Below are 18175 nucleotides of genomic sequence, written 5' to 3'. Positions count from 1 at the left end.
TTTTTTCTAATATTTTTTCCAGAAAAAATTTTTTAGAATTTCTAGTTTACTATTATATTACGAGCGTAATATAATAATTTTTATGCGATACAAAGCCAGTGATAAAAAGCAAACACATGAAAAAATCCTACAAGCAGCCGGACGACTGTTTAGGGAAAAAGGCTATAGCGGTGTAGGTGTAGATGCAATTATGGCTGAAGCTGGCTTAACGGCTGGAGGATTTTATGCTCATTTTGATTCTAAAGAAGCTTTGTTTTCTGAAGTAATTACAAATATTTTAACTAAATCTAATTTATCAACTAGTTTAGAGGATAAAGATAAGGCTGAGTGGCTAACTGCGCTTATAAAAGGCTACTTAAGCCGATGGCATAGAGATAATGCTGATCAAGGTTGCCCTCTACCGGTTTTAACTCCTGATGTCACCCGAAGCAGCAATAAAACTCGTAGCAGTTATGAACAATGTTTAGAAACATTTTTTTTAGAAATAGCTCAAAGGATGTCCAAAGATCCATTGCAAGCTAAAGAACAAGCCATAGCGTTAACCGCCCAATTAGTTGGAGGATTAATGCTAGCCCGTGCAATTAGCAATGAAGAGCTTTCAAACCAAGTCTTAAAAGCTTGTCAAAAGGCAGCTTTACAGATTTGTGAAAGTACCATAAAAATAAACTAAATAAACTAAATAAATGAGTTAAAGGAATTAGGCTATGAACCAAATGGAAACAAATAAAAATTGGCAACCTACAGCTTGTATACTTTGCAGCCGTAATTGTGGCATTGAAGTAGAAACAAAAGAGCGAGAAATAATAAAAGTGCGTGGAGACAAGGCACATCCTATTTCTACAGGATATTTATGCCAAAAAGCCCAACGGCTTAATTTTTATCAAAATCATAGCGATAGATTAACATCGCCTCTACGACGACGCGAAGATGGGACATTTGAAGAAATCTCTTGGGAAACGGCTATTTCTGAAATTGCAGCAAAATTAGTAAATTTACGTGATATTTATGGAGGTCATAGTTTAGCCTTTTATGGCGGTGGAGGACAAGGGAATCATTTAGCCGGGCCCTATGCTAAAGCCTTGCGTTTAGCAATGAATACTCCAAACTACTACAACTCATTAGCACAAGAAAAAACAGGCGGGTTTTGGGTGGATGGTAGGCTTTATGGTAGGCAAAATTGTCATCCATCAGAAGACGTTGAAAATGCTGAAGTTGTAGTTTTTATTGGCACAAATCCTTGGCAATCTCATGGTATTCGCAATGCTAGACAAATTCTTCAGGAAATCCATAAAGATCCAAACCGTAAAATGATTGTTATAGATCCTCGTCGTACAGAAACCGCAGCAATGGCAGACCTGCATTTACAACTACGACCCGGCACAGATGCTTTTTTAATGGCTGCAATTCTTGGCGTGATTGTTCAAGAAAACCGACAAGATAAAACCTTCCTAGATGCTCGTACAACAGGTTTTGAAGCGGTTCGAGATTCATTAATGGCTATAGATGTAAAAGCTTTTGCTCTAAAAGCAGGAATTGAATTAGAAGATGTCTATAAAGTCGCCCATTTAATTAGTGAAGCAAAAAGTTGTTGTATAAGAACCGACCTTGGAATAGAGCAAACGCTTAATAGTACGCTTAATTCTTATTTAAGAGCTTTGTTATATTTAGTTACAGGAAATTTTGGTAAAAAAGGGGGAAATAATTTTCATACTGCATTAGTTCCAATGATTGGACATTCTGAAGAAGGTAAACAGCAAATGCGCTCTAAAGTAACAGGATTTCCATTTATTGCTAACTTGTTGCCTCCAAATATTTTGCCACTAGAAATTGATAATGATCATTTAGATAGAACTCGTGGCGTTGTTGTTGATAGCGCAAACCCAGTGGTTACTGCTGCTGATACTCAAGCTTATCGTAAAGCCTTTGCTAAGTTAGATTTGCTAGTTGTGATTGATGTAGCAATGACAGAAACAGCCGCACTAGCTCATTATGTTTTGCCAGCCTCATCACAATTTGAAAAATGGGAAGCCACATTTTTTAATATGGAATTTCCTAAAAACGCTTTTCATCTGCGTAAACCTTTCTTTGAACCATTGCCAGGGACACTTACAGAAACAGAAATTTACACTAGGATAATAACGGCTATGGGAGTTTTTAAGGCTGATTTAAGCCAGCTAAAAGAAGCAGCAAAACAAGGTCGTCTAAATTATGCTTTTGCTTTTCAAGAAATGCTGGCTAAATCGCCTAAGTTATTTGATTATGCGCCAATTGTTCTTTACCAAACGCTAGGGGAAACGCTTCCTGAAGGGGCTGCGTCTGCGGCTTATTTATGGGCAACTTGTCATCAATTTGTAGGCAAATTTCCTGATGAAGTTCGTCGTGCAGGTTACAAAGGAGAAGATTTTGAATTAGGAGAAGCTTTGTTTGAGGCAATACTTTTTTCACATTCTGGAGCCATTTTTAGTGTTAATGAATATGAAGACACATGGAAATTTATTAAACATCGAGATAAACGCATTCATTTAGAAATACCAGAAATGCTTAAAGAACTGTCTTTACTTGATCCAACAGAGTCAAAACAAGATTATCCTTTTATACTTTGTGCTGGGGAAAGACGTTCATATAACGCCAACACTATTTTTAGAGATCCTGCTTGGAGAAGAAGCGACGCGGACGGCGCACTTAGGATAAATTCAAAAGATGCTGCCAATTTGGGGATTGCTAATGGTGATTGGGTAAAATGCCAGTCAAAACGAGGAAGTGTTCTTGTACAAGTTGAGGTTAATGATACAAATCGCCAAGGTTTAGTTACACTGCCTCATGGATATGGCTTAGAGCATCCTTCTAGCGATGGAAAACGCCACAAAACCGGGCCATACATCAATGAATTAACAACCAGTGAAGATATGGATCCATTAGCAGGCACTCCATATCATAAATATATTCCTGTAAATCTTACAAAAATTGATTTAGCGCAAACAAAGACATCGTTAAATTATTAGGTAGTGTGCAAAAGTAATGCTGAAGATTGACACTCCAACGCCTAAAGGCATTGGATTCTTTTGGTCGCTAAGGAAGTAGTCAGAAAGGCTCACACCTACTGTTAGAAACAGTCCAACCGCTTCCAAGCCATAAAAGCATCACCCATCAGCACAACTTGCGTGGATTAAGGGGTGGCCGGTGTCATCGGCTCTACTACGTCTAGCAAAGTTTTTCAATTTCACAGGTCGTAGATACTTTACTTTTCCTTTTGGAATAAGGAAATTGGGTTTAATTTCTCCCTTATTGAGGTATTTGTTTAGCAAGTTAATTGCTCCTACCTCATCACGAATTCCGACAAATTTACACTTAGGACAGTGATATTGTCGGCCTATAGGCTTATATTTATTACCACAAGCCGGGCAAGTCTTTGTTGTATAAGACTCGTTATATTCTTCTAATTCTATTCCAAAGATGGCTAATTTATACCTAAGATATGCTACAAATAACCCTAAACTTAATAACCCCATTTCTTGGTTTAATCTACGAGAAGCTTTATTTTTCTTTCCTCTATTTATTTCAGTTATATCACCTACTACTAGCTTTGATACTTCTTTTGCCTTACAGAAATTTACTAGTTCATTTGCTGCTTTGTGAAGTAGGTCTTTAGTTTGATTCTCTGCTTTATTTAGTATTTTATACTTAGCTTTTTGTAGTTTAGTCCAACGCTTAGAATGTTTTTGACAACGAGATTGAAGTTGAGAGATTTCTGCTAATGCTTTAGCTTTTCCTTGATTGATGCTTCTAAGACCTCGCCCGACTACTGCTAGAGAATCTTGACCATCTGTTACTACTGATAAATGTATTGAACCTAAATCACTTGTTGCTATTTTCTCATTAGCTGGTTTTGTTACTTCAACTTGATTTTGGATAGTTAAAAGCAATTTACCAAAGGCTAACTCTGCTTGTACTATTTTTCCTTCTGGCAAGTCTTTTGGCAAACGGATGCAAATTCCTAATTGTCTTTTTCTGCTGTGAGGGTCTATTCCCATTGGTAGTATTATGTAACTATTCTCTACTTTTATGTGTTGGCCTTTCCAAACTGGGTTAAAGTAGTTCTTTTTCTTATATGGGTAGCGAGCGTGTTTTTCTCCATTTGCTCTATTGACGCGAGTTGTTTCAATATTTGCAAAGAATTTAGCTATTAATGCTTGGATTGTTTGACTGTGTAGGCGGAATTTCCTTGCAAAATGTTTTTCAAATTGGGATTGAGTAGGCCATTTTTTACTTCTTTTCCTAAACCACAAGTGCAGTTTTACCATTCTATTCCATAAGCGAGCCGCTTCTATTCTGGCATCTGTCATTTGTTGCCAAGTTCTACTTGGTACTTGTAGCTCTATTTGGATTACTCTATTTGCTTTCATTTTTCTATTATATTATGCTATTATTCTTACGTCAATATTTATTATTTATTTATTTCACTGCCGCAATTCATCCCACGCCTAAAGACGTGGGATGCAATGGCGGAAGATTTGTAATTTATTTTGGTTGCAAGTCATTCCTAAGCCTTAAATTCTGGTGACACTAAACAGCCATTCAGCGTTACTTTTTTTACCACTACCAGATTAATAATTCTCTTTTTAGCTATATAATTATTGCTTAATTAATTTTGCTGTTAACAAAAATGCTCGTTGGTTGCCGTTCCAAACTAAACGCTTGTAGGCTTCTTTATATGGCAGCCATTCAAAATCAATATGTTCTTTAGGGCTAAGTTTTACAGCTTGTTTTTTGGTTCTTAGAGCAAAGGAATATTCCAAATTAGTTTGAGGTTCTATTTGAGGTTTTTTTAAGAATTGAGGTTCAATATAAAAACTGTGGATATAATCTAAATCTAGCAATTCGCCTTCAAGTCCTGTTTCTTCAAATACTTCTCTAATGGCTGCTTCTTTTGGAGATTCAGATTGTTTCTTTTTGATTTTTCCTGTTACAGGTTGCCAAAATCCGCCGCGCTCATCTGTACGACGTAGCAGCAAATAAAGCGGCTTAATTAAACTATCATCAAAAATTACAACTTGGACAGAACGATGTTTAGTTTCTTGGAAAACTATTTCGCGTTCAAAAACTTCTCCAAAATGATAAGCAAGACGATTACTTACTGTTTCTAGTGGGATTTGTTGTTTTAATAAATTTTGAAGTGATGTAACTCCTTTATCAGAAATACCGCATGGAACAATCAACTTAAAGTAATTTAAGCTAGTATTTACATTAAAAGCAAAACCATGCATTGTAACCCAACGAGAGATACGAACACCAATTGCAGCTAGTTTTTCTTGTCCTACCCAAACACCTGTTAGACCTGCTATTCTACTAGCAGTGATGCCAAAATCTTTAGCAGTACGAATCATAACTTCTTCTAAATCACGGACATAACGATGAACATCACAGCGATCAGGCGCAAGGCTAATAATAGGATAACCAACTATTTGGCCTGGCCCGTGATAAGTAACATCTCCACCTCTGCCAGTTTCATAAATGCTTATTTGCATTTTTTCAAGTATTTCTTTAGAGCTAATGATATTGCCTATTTTTGCATTACGTCCAAGGGTTAAAACATGAGGGTGTTCAAGAAAGAAAAGCGTATCAGGGATTAAATTTTGGGTGCGGGCTTCAAGGAAGGCTTGTTGGAGTTTCAAGCCTTCCTCGTAGTCAACTAAACCTAAGTGTCTTACTTGACAGATGCGAGGAATTTTTTCTTCTGACATCTATCAAAACCCTCCAATTAGCCTAATTCGCTAGCTTCAAAATTTTCTAGCACATTTTTAACGTGTGCCATAAATTGATCAGCTACTGCACCATCAATCAAACGATGGTCAAATGAAATGCTAAAGTAAGCTTTGGTGCGAATAGCAATTGAATCATCTTGCATAACGCTCAAACGCTTCTCAATTGTACCTACGCCCATAATTGCAACTTGAGGTTGGTTAATAATTGGAGTACCAAACAAGCTACCAAAAACACCAGGATTGGTAATTGTAAATGTTCCACCTTGAACTTCATCTGGCTTAAGTTGTTTTTTACGTGCGCGGTTAGCTAAATCATTCATTGATCTAGTTAATCCAACTAAGTTCTTTTCTTCAGCATTCTTAATTACAGGGACGATTAAACCCCAATCTAAAGCTACAGCCATACCTAAATTAATGTCTTTTTTATAGACAATGTTATCACCATCTAAAGAAGCATTCATCACAGGCCAGGCCATCAAACCATCAATTGCAGCTTTCATAATAAAAGGTGTGTAAGTTAGTTTAACGCCATGACGTTCAAAGAATTTTTCTTTGTGTTTTTCACGTAGTTGAGCAATTCGTGTCATATCAATTTCAAAGAAAGATTGAACATGTGCAGAAATTCGGCGAGAAGCTACCATATGCTCTGCAATCTTCTTACGCATTGGTGACATTGGCACAATTTCTACGCGATCGCCTGGACGGTGAGTTTCCATTGCTGGGATTACTATTGGTGGAACTACTAAAGATGGTGTAGGTGCTACAACTGGAGGAGGTGCAACTGGCGCAGCAGGTTGAGCAGGAACGGACATTGCTGCAATTGCTGGAGGAACAGGAATTTGAACGGTTTCTTGGGTAGAAATAAAACCTAAAATATCATTTTTAGTAACACGTCCACCTAAACCAGAACCGTCGATTTTATTAATATTTACATTATTTTCACGTGCAATTTTGCGAACTAATGGAGAAGATCGCTTGGTTACTTCTTCCTCAACGGCTGGAGCCTCAACAACTGGTGGAGGAGGTGGTGCAACTGGAGGGGGAGGTGGTGCAACAACGGCGGGTGCTGGAGGTGTTGGAGGAGGTGCAACTGGTGTTGGAGCAGGTGCGACTGGAGCAGGTTTTATTTCCTCTGATTTTGGTGCTGCTGGTGCTGAAGGACGTGCGCCAGCTTCGCCAATACGGGCAACAACCGTGTTAATAGGTACTGTTTGACCTTCGGTAGCTAAAATTTCTACTAGCACACCAGCGGCAGGAGATGGAATTTCCGCATCAACTTTATCTGTAGAAATTTCAAATAATGGTTCATCGCGTTTTACTTCATCACCGACTTTTTTGATCCATTTTACAATTGTACCTTCAGCAATACTTTCGCCCATTTGGGGCATAATTACATCTATAGCCATAAACTTCCACTTCCTCCAATATTAATGTAAGTAATTAAGTAATAAAATTTTAGGTTTTCAGATGTAATGCTAAAATTTTATTTTCTAACTCTTTTAGTCCCAGAGGGACGGCTGATAATAGCCCAGTCCTTTAGGGCTGGATTTAATATGCAGCTAACTGCCGGGCTGCTTTCATTAATTTTTCTGCATTTGGCAAAAAGAAATCTTCAAGTGGTGGGCTGTATGGAACAGGTGTATCAGGTGCTGTCACCCGTACAATTGGCCCGTCCAGACAATCAAAAGCTTTTTCTGCAATTACAGCAGCAAGCTCGCCAGCATAGCCACCAATTCTAGTTGCTTCGTGCAAAAGAATAACTTTACTGGTTTTAGCAACAGAAGTTAAGATTGCATCCTCGTCATAAGGTAGAAGACTACGAAGGTCTACAACTTCTAAACTAATTCCTTCTGACTCAAGTTTTTCTGCTGCTTCTAGTGCTGTATGCACCATTGCCCCATAAGTGATTACAGAAATATCTTTACCCTCACGCCTTACTTTTGCTTTTCCAATAGGGACAATATAGTCATCATCTGGAATATCTTCTTTAATGCGGCGATAAAGAAACTTGTGTTCAAAATAAAGTACAGGGTCTTCATCCCGAATAGCCGCTTTTAATAAGCCCTTGGCATCATAAGCCGTTGCTGGCTCAACCATTTTAAGCCCTGGGGTATTTAGAAAAAATGATTCTACATTTTGAGAGTGAAACGGGCCACCCCGTCCACCACCGCCACATGGCCCACGTACTACAATTGGAATGCCGATTCCTTGACGATAACGAGATTTTGCAGCGTAGTTGGTAAGTTGGTCAAAAGCACAGGAAATAAAATCAATAAATTGGATTTCTGCAACAGGCCGCATTCCCATCATAGCAGCACCACAAGCCGCGCCAACAATTGCAGACTCAGAAATTGGGGTATCAACTACCCTTTCTGCTCCAAATTTATCATAAAGTCCGTCTGTCACCTTAAATGCACCACCATAAGCACCAATGTCTTCTCCAAGTAAGAAAACCCGCTCATCTCGTTGCATTTCTTCCATTAACGCTTGACGAATTGCTTCTAAGTAAGTAACAACTGCCATTAGATCACCTTATTTTTGCTGTTTTGGAGTTTCAAAATATACATCTTCTAAACAAGACTCTACTGGTGGAAAAGGAGCCTTATCAGCAATAGCCACTTCTTCATCCAGATAAGCAAGAATTTTTTCATCCATTGCCTTTAAGCTATCATCGGTTGCTAGTTTGTTTTTCTTTAAGAACTCTTGATAGTTTGTAATGGGGTCTTTTTCTCGCCATTGCTCTAATAATTCTTTTGGAACATAGCTTTGATTGTCATGTTGAGCATGCCCTAGCATACGAAAGGTTTTAACTTCAATTATTGAAGAGCCTTCACCATTTCGCGCCCGATCTACAGCACGACGACTAGCTTGGTAAACGGCTACAACATCATTTCCATCAACAGTTTCACCTGGTATGCCATAGCCTTTTGCTTTTACTGCAAAGTCAGTAACTAGGCATTGTTTTTCTGTAGGAGTTGAGAAAGCATAGCCATTATTTTCAATAATTGTCACCATTGGCAGGTTTAGCACGGCTGCAAAGTTTACTGCTTCGTGAAAAGCTCCTGTAGAAGTCGCGCCATCGCCAACATAAACCATAGTAACAATATTTTTACCTTGCATTTTGCCGCCCATTGCCACGCCAGCCATAATTGCTACCATATCGCCTAGCTGACTAATTGGGCCAACATAACCGCGTTGCATGTCTGCAATATGAATGTTTAAGTCCCGACCTCGTGCAGTCCCTTCACCATCTCGCGCCATATATTGCATAAAAATTTCACGTGGTTTTGCTCCACGTACTAACAACGCGCCCATATCCCGAATTAATGGACTTAGTACATCGCCATCTCTTAACGCAAACGCACTTCCAACAGCCGTAGCTTCTTGTCCAAGGCTACGATAAAGCCCACCTACTACTTTATTCTGTTTAAATAGGATTGTTAAACGTTCTTCGAGGCTGCGAGTAAGCCGCATGTAATAGTAAAAATCTAAGTATTGTTGATTAGTTAAATCATTTTGTGCAGATGTTTTTGCTTTTTTTGCCATAGAAAATTGTTAGTTAAAATCAACCTCGTTCAACTAGCTTTCAGAAAGCTTGCCAGCATATCATAGTGATAAATTGATTTCGAGCCGTTCCAGCAGAATCTTACATAAGGGTTTAATTACTAGGCTTGCGTATTTTTACAGGTAAATTTATTTGATGTGAAATGGAATTAATGAAGAAAATTAATCATTTAATTAAATATCCTCTTATACAAAGCTAGCGAGAGACAATTTTATGGTTGTCCCTCGCTAGCTTTTTTTACGGCAAATTAATTAAATATCAACCTATTAGTTAAATTTAGTTAAAATTTAGAGAAAACAAACTCTACATTGTTGCCATTGCCAGTGGGGATTGCTACATCAGCAACATTATCACCATCAAAAGCGCCTATTGTAGTTGCACACACGCCTAATGTTTGTGGAAGCATTGGATATGGGAAGATATTAAAGTTTCCGTTTCCTGTACCTAATAGCATAAATACAACTCCATTTGTTGGGCTTGTTACTAGCAAATCAACATTTCCATCATTATTAATTTCCATTAAAGCTACTGAAGATGGGGTAGTTTCGCTTGCTGCAATATTAGTAGTAGTTGCAAATGTGCCATTGCCATTTCCTAAAGCGATAGAGACATTAGCTGAATTGTAGTTTGCAGTAGCAATATCTTGTTTACCGTCCTTATTAAAGTCACCAATTACTATACTGTTTGGGCCTGAACCAACACTTACTAGTGATTTGGAGAATGTATTAGGGCCGGTAGCAAGGCATATAGTTACGTTATTATTATTAAAGTTTGCAGTAGCAATATCTTGCTTACCATCTTTATTGAAGTCACCAACTGCCAAGGATTCAATCTTTTGTAGAACAGGAGTTATATCAATACGTGGGCCGCTGGTAAATGTGCCGTCTCCACGTCCATTAAAAATTTTTACTGAAGCATATTGATTATTGAATGGAAATATTTGCCCATCGACTGCTACAGCTAGATCTTGATGTCCATCTTGATTAAAGTCACCTACTTCTACTGCTTGTGCTGCACTGCCTACACCATAATTTACAGCAGGAGCATAATAGAAGGGATATGGCCCGTCACCAGTGATATAGTCTGGATATTTACAGATAAGTACTGAAACATTCCTGCCGATGAAGTTGGCTGTTACTAGGTCAGTAACACCATCTTCATTAAAATCACCAAATGCTAAAGCAGTTGGGCCAGCACCAGTAGCTACAGTTTCATCAGGCGTAAAGCCTCCCTGACCATTACCTGCAAAAGTTGTTATATTATTGCTTCCATAGTTTGCTACTGCTAGGTCAAGAATGCCATCAAAGTTTAGGTCTGCTGTAATGGTAGCGTGAGGCAATGAGCCAGTATTTATGGAATGACCATAATTAAAACCAAATGAGTTTGTTGGGGTAGCTACTGTCATTGAATAGGTTTTGCTACTGCTTGTACAACCTGGGGTTGATGCAGTAATAGTAAAGTTATAAGTACCTGGTTGATTTACCACACCAGAAAGCAATGCTCCAGCATAGTCATTACTCAATTGTAGTCCTGGAGGCAAAGCACCAGCCGATACTTTAAAGGTATACTTTCCGCCTTCTTCAACCATCAATGGCTGAGTATAGTATTTGCCAGCTATAGAATTGTCTATTGCTGATGGTTGTAATACAAATGGAGTACAACAGTTATTTTTAATAATAGAGATGTTTTTTCCAGAATGATTAGCAGTAGCAATATCAAGAGAAGCATCACCATTGAACTTGCCAACTATGATTGAAAATGGTTGTGAGCCAACTAGATAGTTGCTTGTAGTTGTGAAATTGCCAGCACCATCACCTAAGCGAACTTCTACAGTGTTTGAATCATAGCCTGCTATAGCTAGATCGAGATTAGAATCATTGTTGAAATCGCCTACTGTAATATCAACTGGGTCATCTACAGTTGAAAATGTGATTGGAGAGTTTGAAAGACCGCTACCTGTGCCTAACAATATTGAAACAGAATCAGAGAATTCATTTACTACAGCAGCATCAAGCTTGCCATCCTTATTGAAGTCACCCGCAGCCGCGCCCCAAGGCTGATCGCCTACAGCTATTGATATAGCAGTACCAAATGTACCATTACCATTTCCTGGATAGAGTCTTACATTGTCAATATTAGTTCTGGAAACTAATATATCAACCTTACTATCGCTATTAAAATCACCAGCTAGGATATAAAGGCTGTTACCACCAGTTGAGACATTGCTAGTGGTAAATGTTCCAGGATTGCTAGAGCTATTGATAGCTACAGTAAAGCTTTGAGTGTTAATAGTGGCAAAGTCAGGACGAGCATCATTGTTAAAATCAGCTACAACTACATGCTGAACACCACTACCTACACTAGTAACATTACCTGCTGTAAATTGTCCGTTGCCCTGACCATTAAAGATCTGGGCAGAATTTGAGCCACCTCTAGTAATAACAAGGTCTTGTTTGCCATCAAGGTTAAAGTCAGCTACTGAAACACCTGTTGGTGTTGAATTATTAGGAAGGGAATAAGTTGTTGGTGAAGAATATGAACCCTCAGGTGATTTTGTTGAAATATAATAAGCGTTTCCTTCTTCGCTAACAGTAACAAGATCTGTTAAGCCATCACTGTCAAAATCACCAGCAGCAATATCTTTGTTCATATTTGCAGTTGTTACATTTGTAATGCCAGAAAAATTTGCAGATGCTCCACAAGATACTAATTGGTCTGGTATCGTTCCATCTACATTAGAAATTTCTGTTGCCAAGTTGTTATCTGATTGAAAACTTGCTGCACTGCTCTTAAATGTATTGATAGTTGAAAAAAATGTTACTACTAGAATAATTGATGTAAGAATAACTTTGGTAATAAGCTTCTTTGATAGCATAACTGCTTCTCCTTTGTTTCTATTTCCTTCTACATTGTAAGGTGGAAAAAGGAGAAAAATAGGACAGAGGTTTTTCCAGGAAACTTAAAATCTTTCCGAACAACAAAAATAAATCCAGATTCGTCGCCTTGGACATAGTACTCATTATTTTCTTGATAGAGCCAGAGCTTTTCTTTTTGCTTTAAGATGAAAAATATTAAGTATTCCAACAAAAATGGGGACGAAAATGGGGATAGAGCTTGAAAGTTAATTTAATGTTGGAGTAAATTACTGCTTGTTCTTAATATGCCGGAGTGGTGGAATGGCAGACGCGCTGGATTCAAAATCCAGTATCCGCAAGGGTGTGTGGGTTCAAGTCCCACCTTCGGCACTTTAGTAACTCCTCTTTTGGAAAAAGCAGTTTTATTATACTTACTACAGCATAACTTAAATAATCAAATAAAACCTTGAATCTTAAACCCCAATAAAACGGCATAATTGTAGCCTAGGGTTTTAACTTTAGTAGTGGTATAAGTTATTAGTTAGTATCATAGGGCAAGATCATAGTAAACCTAGTAAATGCAACAAATTAATATAGAGGGACACTTAAACCAAACCTAGTAAATTGATGAATTTCTCTTTGTTCTTGATTTCCTAAGATAAAATTGCTTATTTGCAATTAAAGCTAAGTACCTGAATATAAGGGTGTTTTTCCTTATTTTCTTCATCAAATAAAGGGGTGATTCGTAAGATTCCTTCTAGTTCAATAGCTTCTTTGCAACTAATGGTTTTTTGAGATATTAAGGCGATTTGTCCCCATTCTGTGTCAATGTGTGCTTTATTTATGTAACCGCCAACGCTTGATATATCAGGATAAGTTTGTTTAGGGTGTAAGACTGTTTTAGCTATTGTTCCTTTTATTTTTACACGCTTGCCAACGCATTTACTAAAAAGATCTTCTTTGGTTTTTATTTCACATACTTCTGTAGCGAAGGGTTTCATTTGTCCAGCTTGAGGCTTGTTCTTATTGTTTGCTACCATATTAGTTTCTAAGATTATTGCTGTTAGTAAGATTAATAATAATGTTTTACTAGTCATAAAATATTTTACTTAAATTACGTTTTGTCTTGAAATCATTAAAGATAAAGCTGTTAATCAAGTAGCTAATATTAGCACTAGCTACTTGATCAACTAAAGAAAATTTATTAATGCAGAAAATATCTAATAAAATGCAGGAGGCTATGTACAGAAGCTTAAACTCAGACTAGCATTTAGCCGCTGTAAACATTAAATATATAGAGTGTTTTAGGAATTTAGGAGTTTAATTTATGGGTTCTATTTTTGAAGCTTTTGTTTTATGTGGAGATTTTGAAGAAATTGCAGAATTTTTAGAACAGCGAGAAGATATATTTAATTTTGAAAAAGCCTTTCTGAAGTAGAAGATAGCACAAGTGTTGTTTATGTTTATACACCAGAAATCTTAGAACCAGAAATTGTAGAAAATATAGCTAAAGAAATATGTCAAGTTTTTGATAAATGTTTATATGTTTATTGGAATAGTGAAGAAAATACTAGCTATGCAATGCTTTACAACCAAGAAATAGGCTTTGTAGATGCGTTTGGTGAAGATGATGAAATTTGGGTAGAGTTGGGCGAAGGTGCTAGAGCAAACCTTAAAGGGCCGCGTTTTACAAGGCAACAAACCTTAGAAAATCAAGATCCTGAAAAATCTTATGTTTGCATTCTTAGTTGCTTAGATGCTGCATTACTTAATCTAAATGCGGATGTTACGGTTAGAGGACAAGCTTTAGTTGTTCTAGAAGATGTTGTAGAAGATGAAAGCGATGATGATTTAGACGAAGACGACGAAGAGAGCGAAGACGACGAAGAAAAGATTTATTTTTAGAATTTCTAAAACTCTAGTAAAACAACTTAATTTTAAGAAAATCCAGGCACTAGCATATTTGCTATTTTGGCGGGATTTTTAATTTTTTGAGCTTTCATCCATTCTTCTGCTGAGAGAATTAAGTCAATGTTATTTGATATTTTTCCTAGTTGATATGTTATAGCTGCTTTATGTAGAGCCATTTCTAGGAGTTCAAATAAATCTTTAGCTTGAGAAAGAAAATAACTAGCCTCTTGTTTATCCTTATTTTGATAAGCAATTGCTGCGCGAATAGGCAGAGCAAAAGCTATGGAATAAGGCATTTTTTCTTGTTCAAGCTGTTTAGCCTTTTGTTCTGCTACAGCTAAGTGTGATTTAGAATTCGCATTATCAATTGTTGCAAGTGCTACTAGAACACGAGCATGTAAATGTAAAGCCTCTATTAACAATAGTTGGATACGTAAAAAGAGGGAATCCGTAATTTTTGACCATTTTTGCTGGAAAAGCTCCCAGGCTTTTAGAGCATCGTTTTGATATAAAGCAATTTCTACGGCTACAAACCAGCCTTGTAAATGTTGCATATGAAAGTACTTACTAGACCATTTTGACAAAATTTCCTCTAACTTTATTTCTCCTATTTGAGGTTCATCATTAGCTAAATCTATAAAATAAGCAGCACGAATATGAGAATTAACTAAAGCTAGTAGATCGCCTTGATCCGTAGCTGCTTTTATATGAGCATGCAAAATATTAAATAAATAAGCAATGTCGCCTAGCCAGTATAAAGCTCTAAGGCGGAAAAATGTTGCAGTGCTAAGTTCCCAGATAGTTCCTGTGCAATTATCTCGTAATATTTCATCGGCTGATAATGTTAGCTCGGCGCATCTTCGCCATTCTCCTACTAAAAACGCTGCTAGACCAGCCATTACTTTAGTTAAGCCTAATGCATGTGGCTGATTAATTTTATTTGCTAGCTCTGTTGCTGCTCTTACATATTCTTCTGTTCGGCTGCGATTTGAGCCACCACCCGTAGCAGAATAGCCAGCCTCCATAGCCAAAGCGCGAGCAATTCGATAAGGTTCACCAGCATTAAGAGCTAATAATAAGTGCTGTGCTTGAAATGTTGCTCCTAACGTAATATCAACTATACCTAGTCCAATTGCTCCAGCCCAACAAGTATCAATTCTCATTATTTCCGTAGGCAGTAATTCAACTTCTGAGCGGTTCTTAAATTCTAGTCCACGCCACCAAATCTGCGCACGTTTATAAAGAAATGAAAGTAAAGCTCGTTTAGGAGAAGAAGGTAAGCTTAAACCTACACGGTCTAAAAAGCTTTGTAGCACAGCTAAACCTTGATCCATATGACCACTAATTAATAATTGCTCGGCGGCCATTCTTTGAAGTTGAATAATATTAGCTTCATTGTTTTCAAGTTTTGCTGCTGTTAGATAGGCTTCGGCTGATTCTGCACATCGTCCAAAATTTGCTAGTGATGTTCCAAGTCGTTGCCATAGATCAGGGTGATTTTGTGCTTTACTGGATAGGACTTGTTTATAAAGTCTAGCTGCTTGATCAAAGGCAAGCATTTTATAGGCTTTATTTGCTGCTGGAACTAAATCTTTGGTTGATTTATCTGGTTTGCCAGCAGCAAAAAAATGATTAGCTAAAGTTTCTGGATCAGTTTCTGAGTCTGTTTCTAATACCTCGGCTAAAGCTAAATGATATCGCTTTAACTCTTCTTGAGAGAGGTTGTTAACAATATTTTCCCGGATTCTATCATGATAAATTTCTATTTCTGTTTGATCGCCTGTTTCCCGGATTCTGATTAGATGTTGAGCGCGTAGCAGAGCAAAAATAATTTGTTCATCCATTGCTAAAACAACAATTTTTTTAACAATTGTCCAAGCAAGCGGACAACCTGCTACAGCAACAATGGTTAATAACTGGCCGACATTTGCAGGCAGTTGAGAAATTCGCGCTTGTAAAACCTCATTTAAGGATACAAGTTTTGCGGATTGTTCAGCCGCAAATTGTTTGATATTGTAGTTGGTAGTCTGAAAATATCTAACTAACTCAGATAGAAAAAAAGGACTTCCACCAGACTCTTGAGCTATAAAATCAAGGTCTGCATTTGTTAGTTGATAATGACTGGAAAGTAAAGCTAATGCTAATTTCTTAGAATCTGTTAGGGAAAGTTCTGTTAAAGTAATTTCTTGAGTTAATATGCTTGAGCTATTAATATTACGTAATTTCAAAAATTCTGCTACTGCTGGACTAGATTTTATTTCTTCAGTTCGATAATTAACTATTAACAATAAATTTGGAGGGTCAGGAGGCTGTAGAATTTCTTGAAGTAGTGAAACGCTATCAAGATCTCCCCAATGCAAATCATCAATAAATAAAACTAAAGGTTTTCTATCAGCTAGTCGTGTTAGGAGTTCTCGCAAAGCCACAAATGCACGACGGCGCAATTCCTGTGCATCAGGAATTTCCATTACTTTGCGTTTTGCTCCTACGATTGTTCCTATTTGGTTAAGTACAGGAAAAAGTTTAGCTAAAACTAAAATATCTCTTGGTAATAATATTTCTATTTCTAAATAAGAAAGATTTTTTAAGTATTGGCTTAAAGTGTCTATAAGGCTGTCAACCGCTTTATAAGGAACGGCTTCTTGTTCATAACATCGACCAAATAAAATTACTGCTTCTGTCTTTTCTAAATCATTAAAAAATTCACGTACAAGTAAGCTTTTTCCCATTCCAGAACTGCCATGTAAATAAACTATTACTGTTTTTCCAGTCTGAGTTAAATTAAATGCAGTTTGCAGGTCTGATAAAGATTGCTCTCTGCCTATCAAAGATGTATTAGTTTCTAGGTCTGAAGAACTATCTATAGACAAATAATTTGCTGCTGGTAATTCATTTGTTAAACCTCTAAGTTGGTTAAGAATTTCTTTTCCTGTAGGGCGGTTTTTGGGATCACGTTGTAACAAAGAAACACATAAACTATCTAGATCTAAAGGAGTATTGTTATTAATTGAACTAGGAGCAGGTGGATCGCTTTCTAAGCGTTGGTTAATAATCTCATGCATTTTTCCAGTAAAAGGTAATCTAGCTGTCAAAGCTTGGTACAAAATTACACCAACGCTATACCAATCACTTGCTTCAGATGCAGGAAGGCAAGCAGATTGTTCTGGGGACATGTGCGTAGGAGTTCCAAAAAAGCCTAAGCTTGAGCTAACATCAGTATTATTAAGCTCTGTAACTAAACCAAAATCTAAGACTACTACTCGACCCTCCTTAGTGACTAATACATTGGAAGGTTTTAGATCACGATGTAGTTTTCCTGCACGATGTAGCGCGTAAACTCCTTCTACAAGCTGACGTAAGAGCATTCGTAGTCGCTTAAAATCTATGGGTTGATTAAAAGTATAATTGCTATAAATAGGTAGTGGATCACTTAATGATATTTCAGTAGTACATTCCATTATATTGCTGGAATTGGTACTAATTATATTGCTATCAACAGTTGCAGCATCAAGATTGCTTTGATTTTGTAGATTAGTTTGTCTAGCTTCAGGATCTATCCTTGTATTTGGAGGGGAAATAACAGGTTGCTCTAAAATGTAGTCTAAAAAATTTACTCCTTTTACTAGTTCCATAGTAAAAAACCAAGATTCTTGGTCAGCAATTAACTCATAAAGGGAAACTAAATTTGGATGGATAAGGTCAGCTAAAGCTCGAAATTCCCGCTTAAAACGATAAAGTGCTTCACCGCCTTCTTGAAATAATGTTGGATGTAGGACTTTTAAGGCTACTAAGGAGTTTTTTTCTTGATCAAAAGCTTCATAAACTATGCCAAAACTTCCTGCTCCTAAACGGTGCTTGATGGAAAAACGTTTTGTACCAACAAAGTTGGAGGAGCTAGACATAGGCATTACTACTAGTATAAATTTTTGTGTTGTTGAGGTAGCAAATTATAGCAACAAATAGTTCTAATTACCAAGTGCAAAGATAAATCACATTATTAGCTTCTAGGGTTAAGATTTTGTTAGGGAAGTTTAGGCTATTTTTAACTAGATTAAATGTAAATAACTAGAAAAATAGCCTAA

General features: G+C 37.1%; 11 protein-coding genes and 1 tRNA gene. 4 read left to right on the top strand and 8 right to left on the bottom strand.

The window, feature by feature from the left end; translation table 11 throughout:
* Positions 1-82 precede the first annotated feature (82 nt).
* Both IPK14_12695 and IPK14_12690 read left to right on the top strand, forming a co-directional pair.
* Positions 83-670 carry a TetR/AcrR family transcriptional regulator gene (locus IPK14_12695; protein ID MBK7994238.1) on the top strand — a complete coding sequence of 196 codons (588 nt, stop codon included), beginning with the start codon at positions 83-85 and terminating at the stop codon, positions 668-670.
* A 34-nt stretch (positions 671-704) separates the two neighbouring features.
* Positions 705-3002: a molybdopterin-dependent oxidoreductase gene (locus IPK14_12690; protein MBK7994237.1), complete on the top strand. Its 2298-nt coding sequence runs from the start codon at positions 705-707 to the stop codon at positions 3000-3002.
* A gap of 138 nt (positions 3003-3140) precedes the next feature.
* On the opposite strand, the gene IPK14_12685 is transcribed toward IPK14_12690, so the two are convergent.
* The 6 genes from IPK14_12685 to IPK14_12660 all read right to left on the bottom strand — a co-directional run bounded on the left by IPK14_12685 (position 3141) and on the right by IPK14_12660 (position 12202).
* Complete coding sequence (locus IPK14_12685) at positions 3141-4403, bottom strand: transposase (protein MBK7994236.1); 1263 nt, start codon at positions 4401-4403, stop codon at positions 3141-3143.
* 228 nt (positions 4404-4631) lie between these two features.
* Complete coding sequence (gene lipB / locus IPK14_12680) at positions 4632-5741, bottom strand: lipoyl(octanoyl) transferase LipB (GenBank protein ID MBK7994235.1); 1110 nt, start codon at positions 5739-5741, stop codon at positions 4632-4634.
* Positions 5742-5758: 17 nt separating this feature from the next.
* Entirely contained in the window at positions 5759-7168 is a 1410-nt protein-coding gene (locus IPK14_12675) for a 2-oxo acid dehydrogenase subunit E2 (GenBank protein ID MBK7994234.1), read from the bottom strand.
* A gap of 142 nt (positions 7169-7310) precedes the next feature.
* The gene (locus tag IPK14_12670) at positions 7311-8285 is read right to left on the bottom strand and encodes an alpha-ketoacid dehydrogenase subunit beta (GenBank protein MBK7994233.1); all 975 of its coding nucleotides are present in this window, start codon (positions 8283-8285) and stop codon (positions 7311-7313) included.
* 9 nt (positions 8286-8294) lie between these two features.
* Positions 8295-9308, bottom strand: coding sequence for a thiamine pyrophosphate-dependent dehydrogenase E1 component subunit alpha (locus IPK14_12665; protein ID MBK7994232.1), 1014 nt, complete (start codon positions 9306-9308; stop codon positions 8295-8297).
* 299 nt (positions 9309-9607) lie between these two features.
* Positions 9608-12202 (bottom strand): VCBS repeat-containing protein, encoded by a 2595-nt coding sequence (locus tag IPK14_12660; GenBank protein MBK7994231.1) that lies wholly within the window; start codon positions 12200-12202, stop codon positions 9608-9610.
* Positions 12203-12489: 287 nt separating this feature from the next.
* Here IPK14_12660 and IPK14_12655 point away from each other — a divergent pair.
* Positions 12490-12572: transfer RNA gene (locus IPK14_12655), tRNA-Leu, on the top strand.
* Between the two features lie 278 nt (positions 12573-12850).
* On the opposite strand, the gene IPK14_12650 is transcribed toward IPK14_12655, so the two are convergent.
* On the bottom strand, positions 12851-13279 hold the full coding sequence (locus IPK14_12650) for a hypothetical protein (GenBank protein MBK7994230.1): 429 nt from the start codon (positions 13277-13279) through the stop codon (positions 12851-12853).
* A 484-nt stretch (positions 13280-13763) separates the two neighbouring features.
* Between IPK14_12650 and IPK14_12645 the strand changes: the two genes are divergently transcribed.
* On the top strand, positions 13764-14087 hold the full coding sequence (locus IPK14_12645; protein MBK7994229.1) for a hypothetical protein: 324 nt from the start codon (positions 13764-13766) through the stop codon (positions 14085-14087).
* Between the two features lie 32 nt (positions 14088-14119).
* Here the strand turns inward: IPK14_12645 and IPK14_12640 are convergent, their stop codons facing one another.
* Positions 14120-17995: a protein kinase gene (locus tag IPK14_12640; protein MBK7994228.1), complete on the bottom strand. Its 3876-nt coding sequence runs from the start codon at positions 17993-17995 to the stop codon at positions 14120-14122.
* Between the last annotated feature and the right edge of the window lie 180 nt (positions 17996-18175).

Source organism: Blastocatellia bacterium, assembly GCA_016713405.1.
In the GTDB taxonomy this organism is placed as follows: domain Bacteria; phylum Acidobacteriota; class Blastocatellia; order Chloracidobacteriales; family JADJPF01; genus JADJPF01.
Note: the sequence above shows the minus strand (reverse complement) of the source record. Positions and strands in the feature narration are given on the sequence as shown.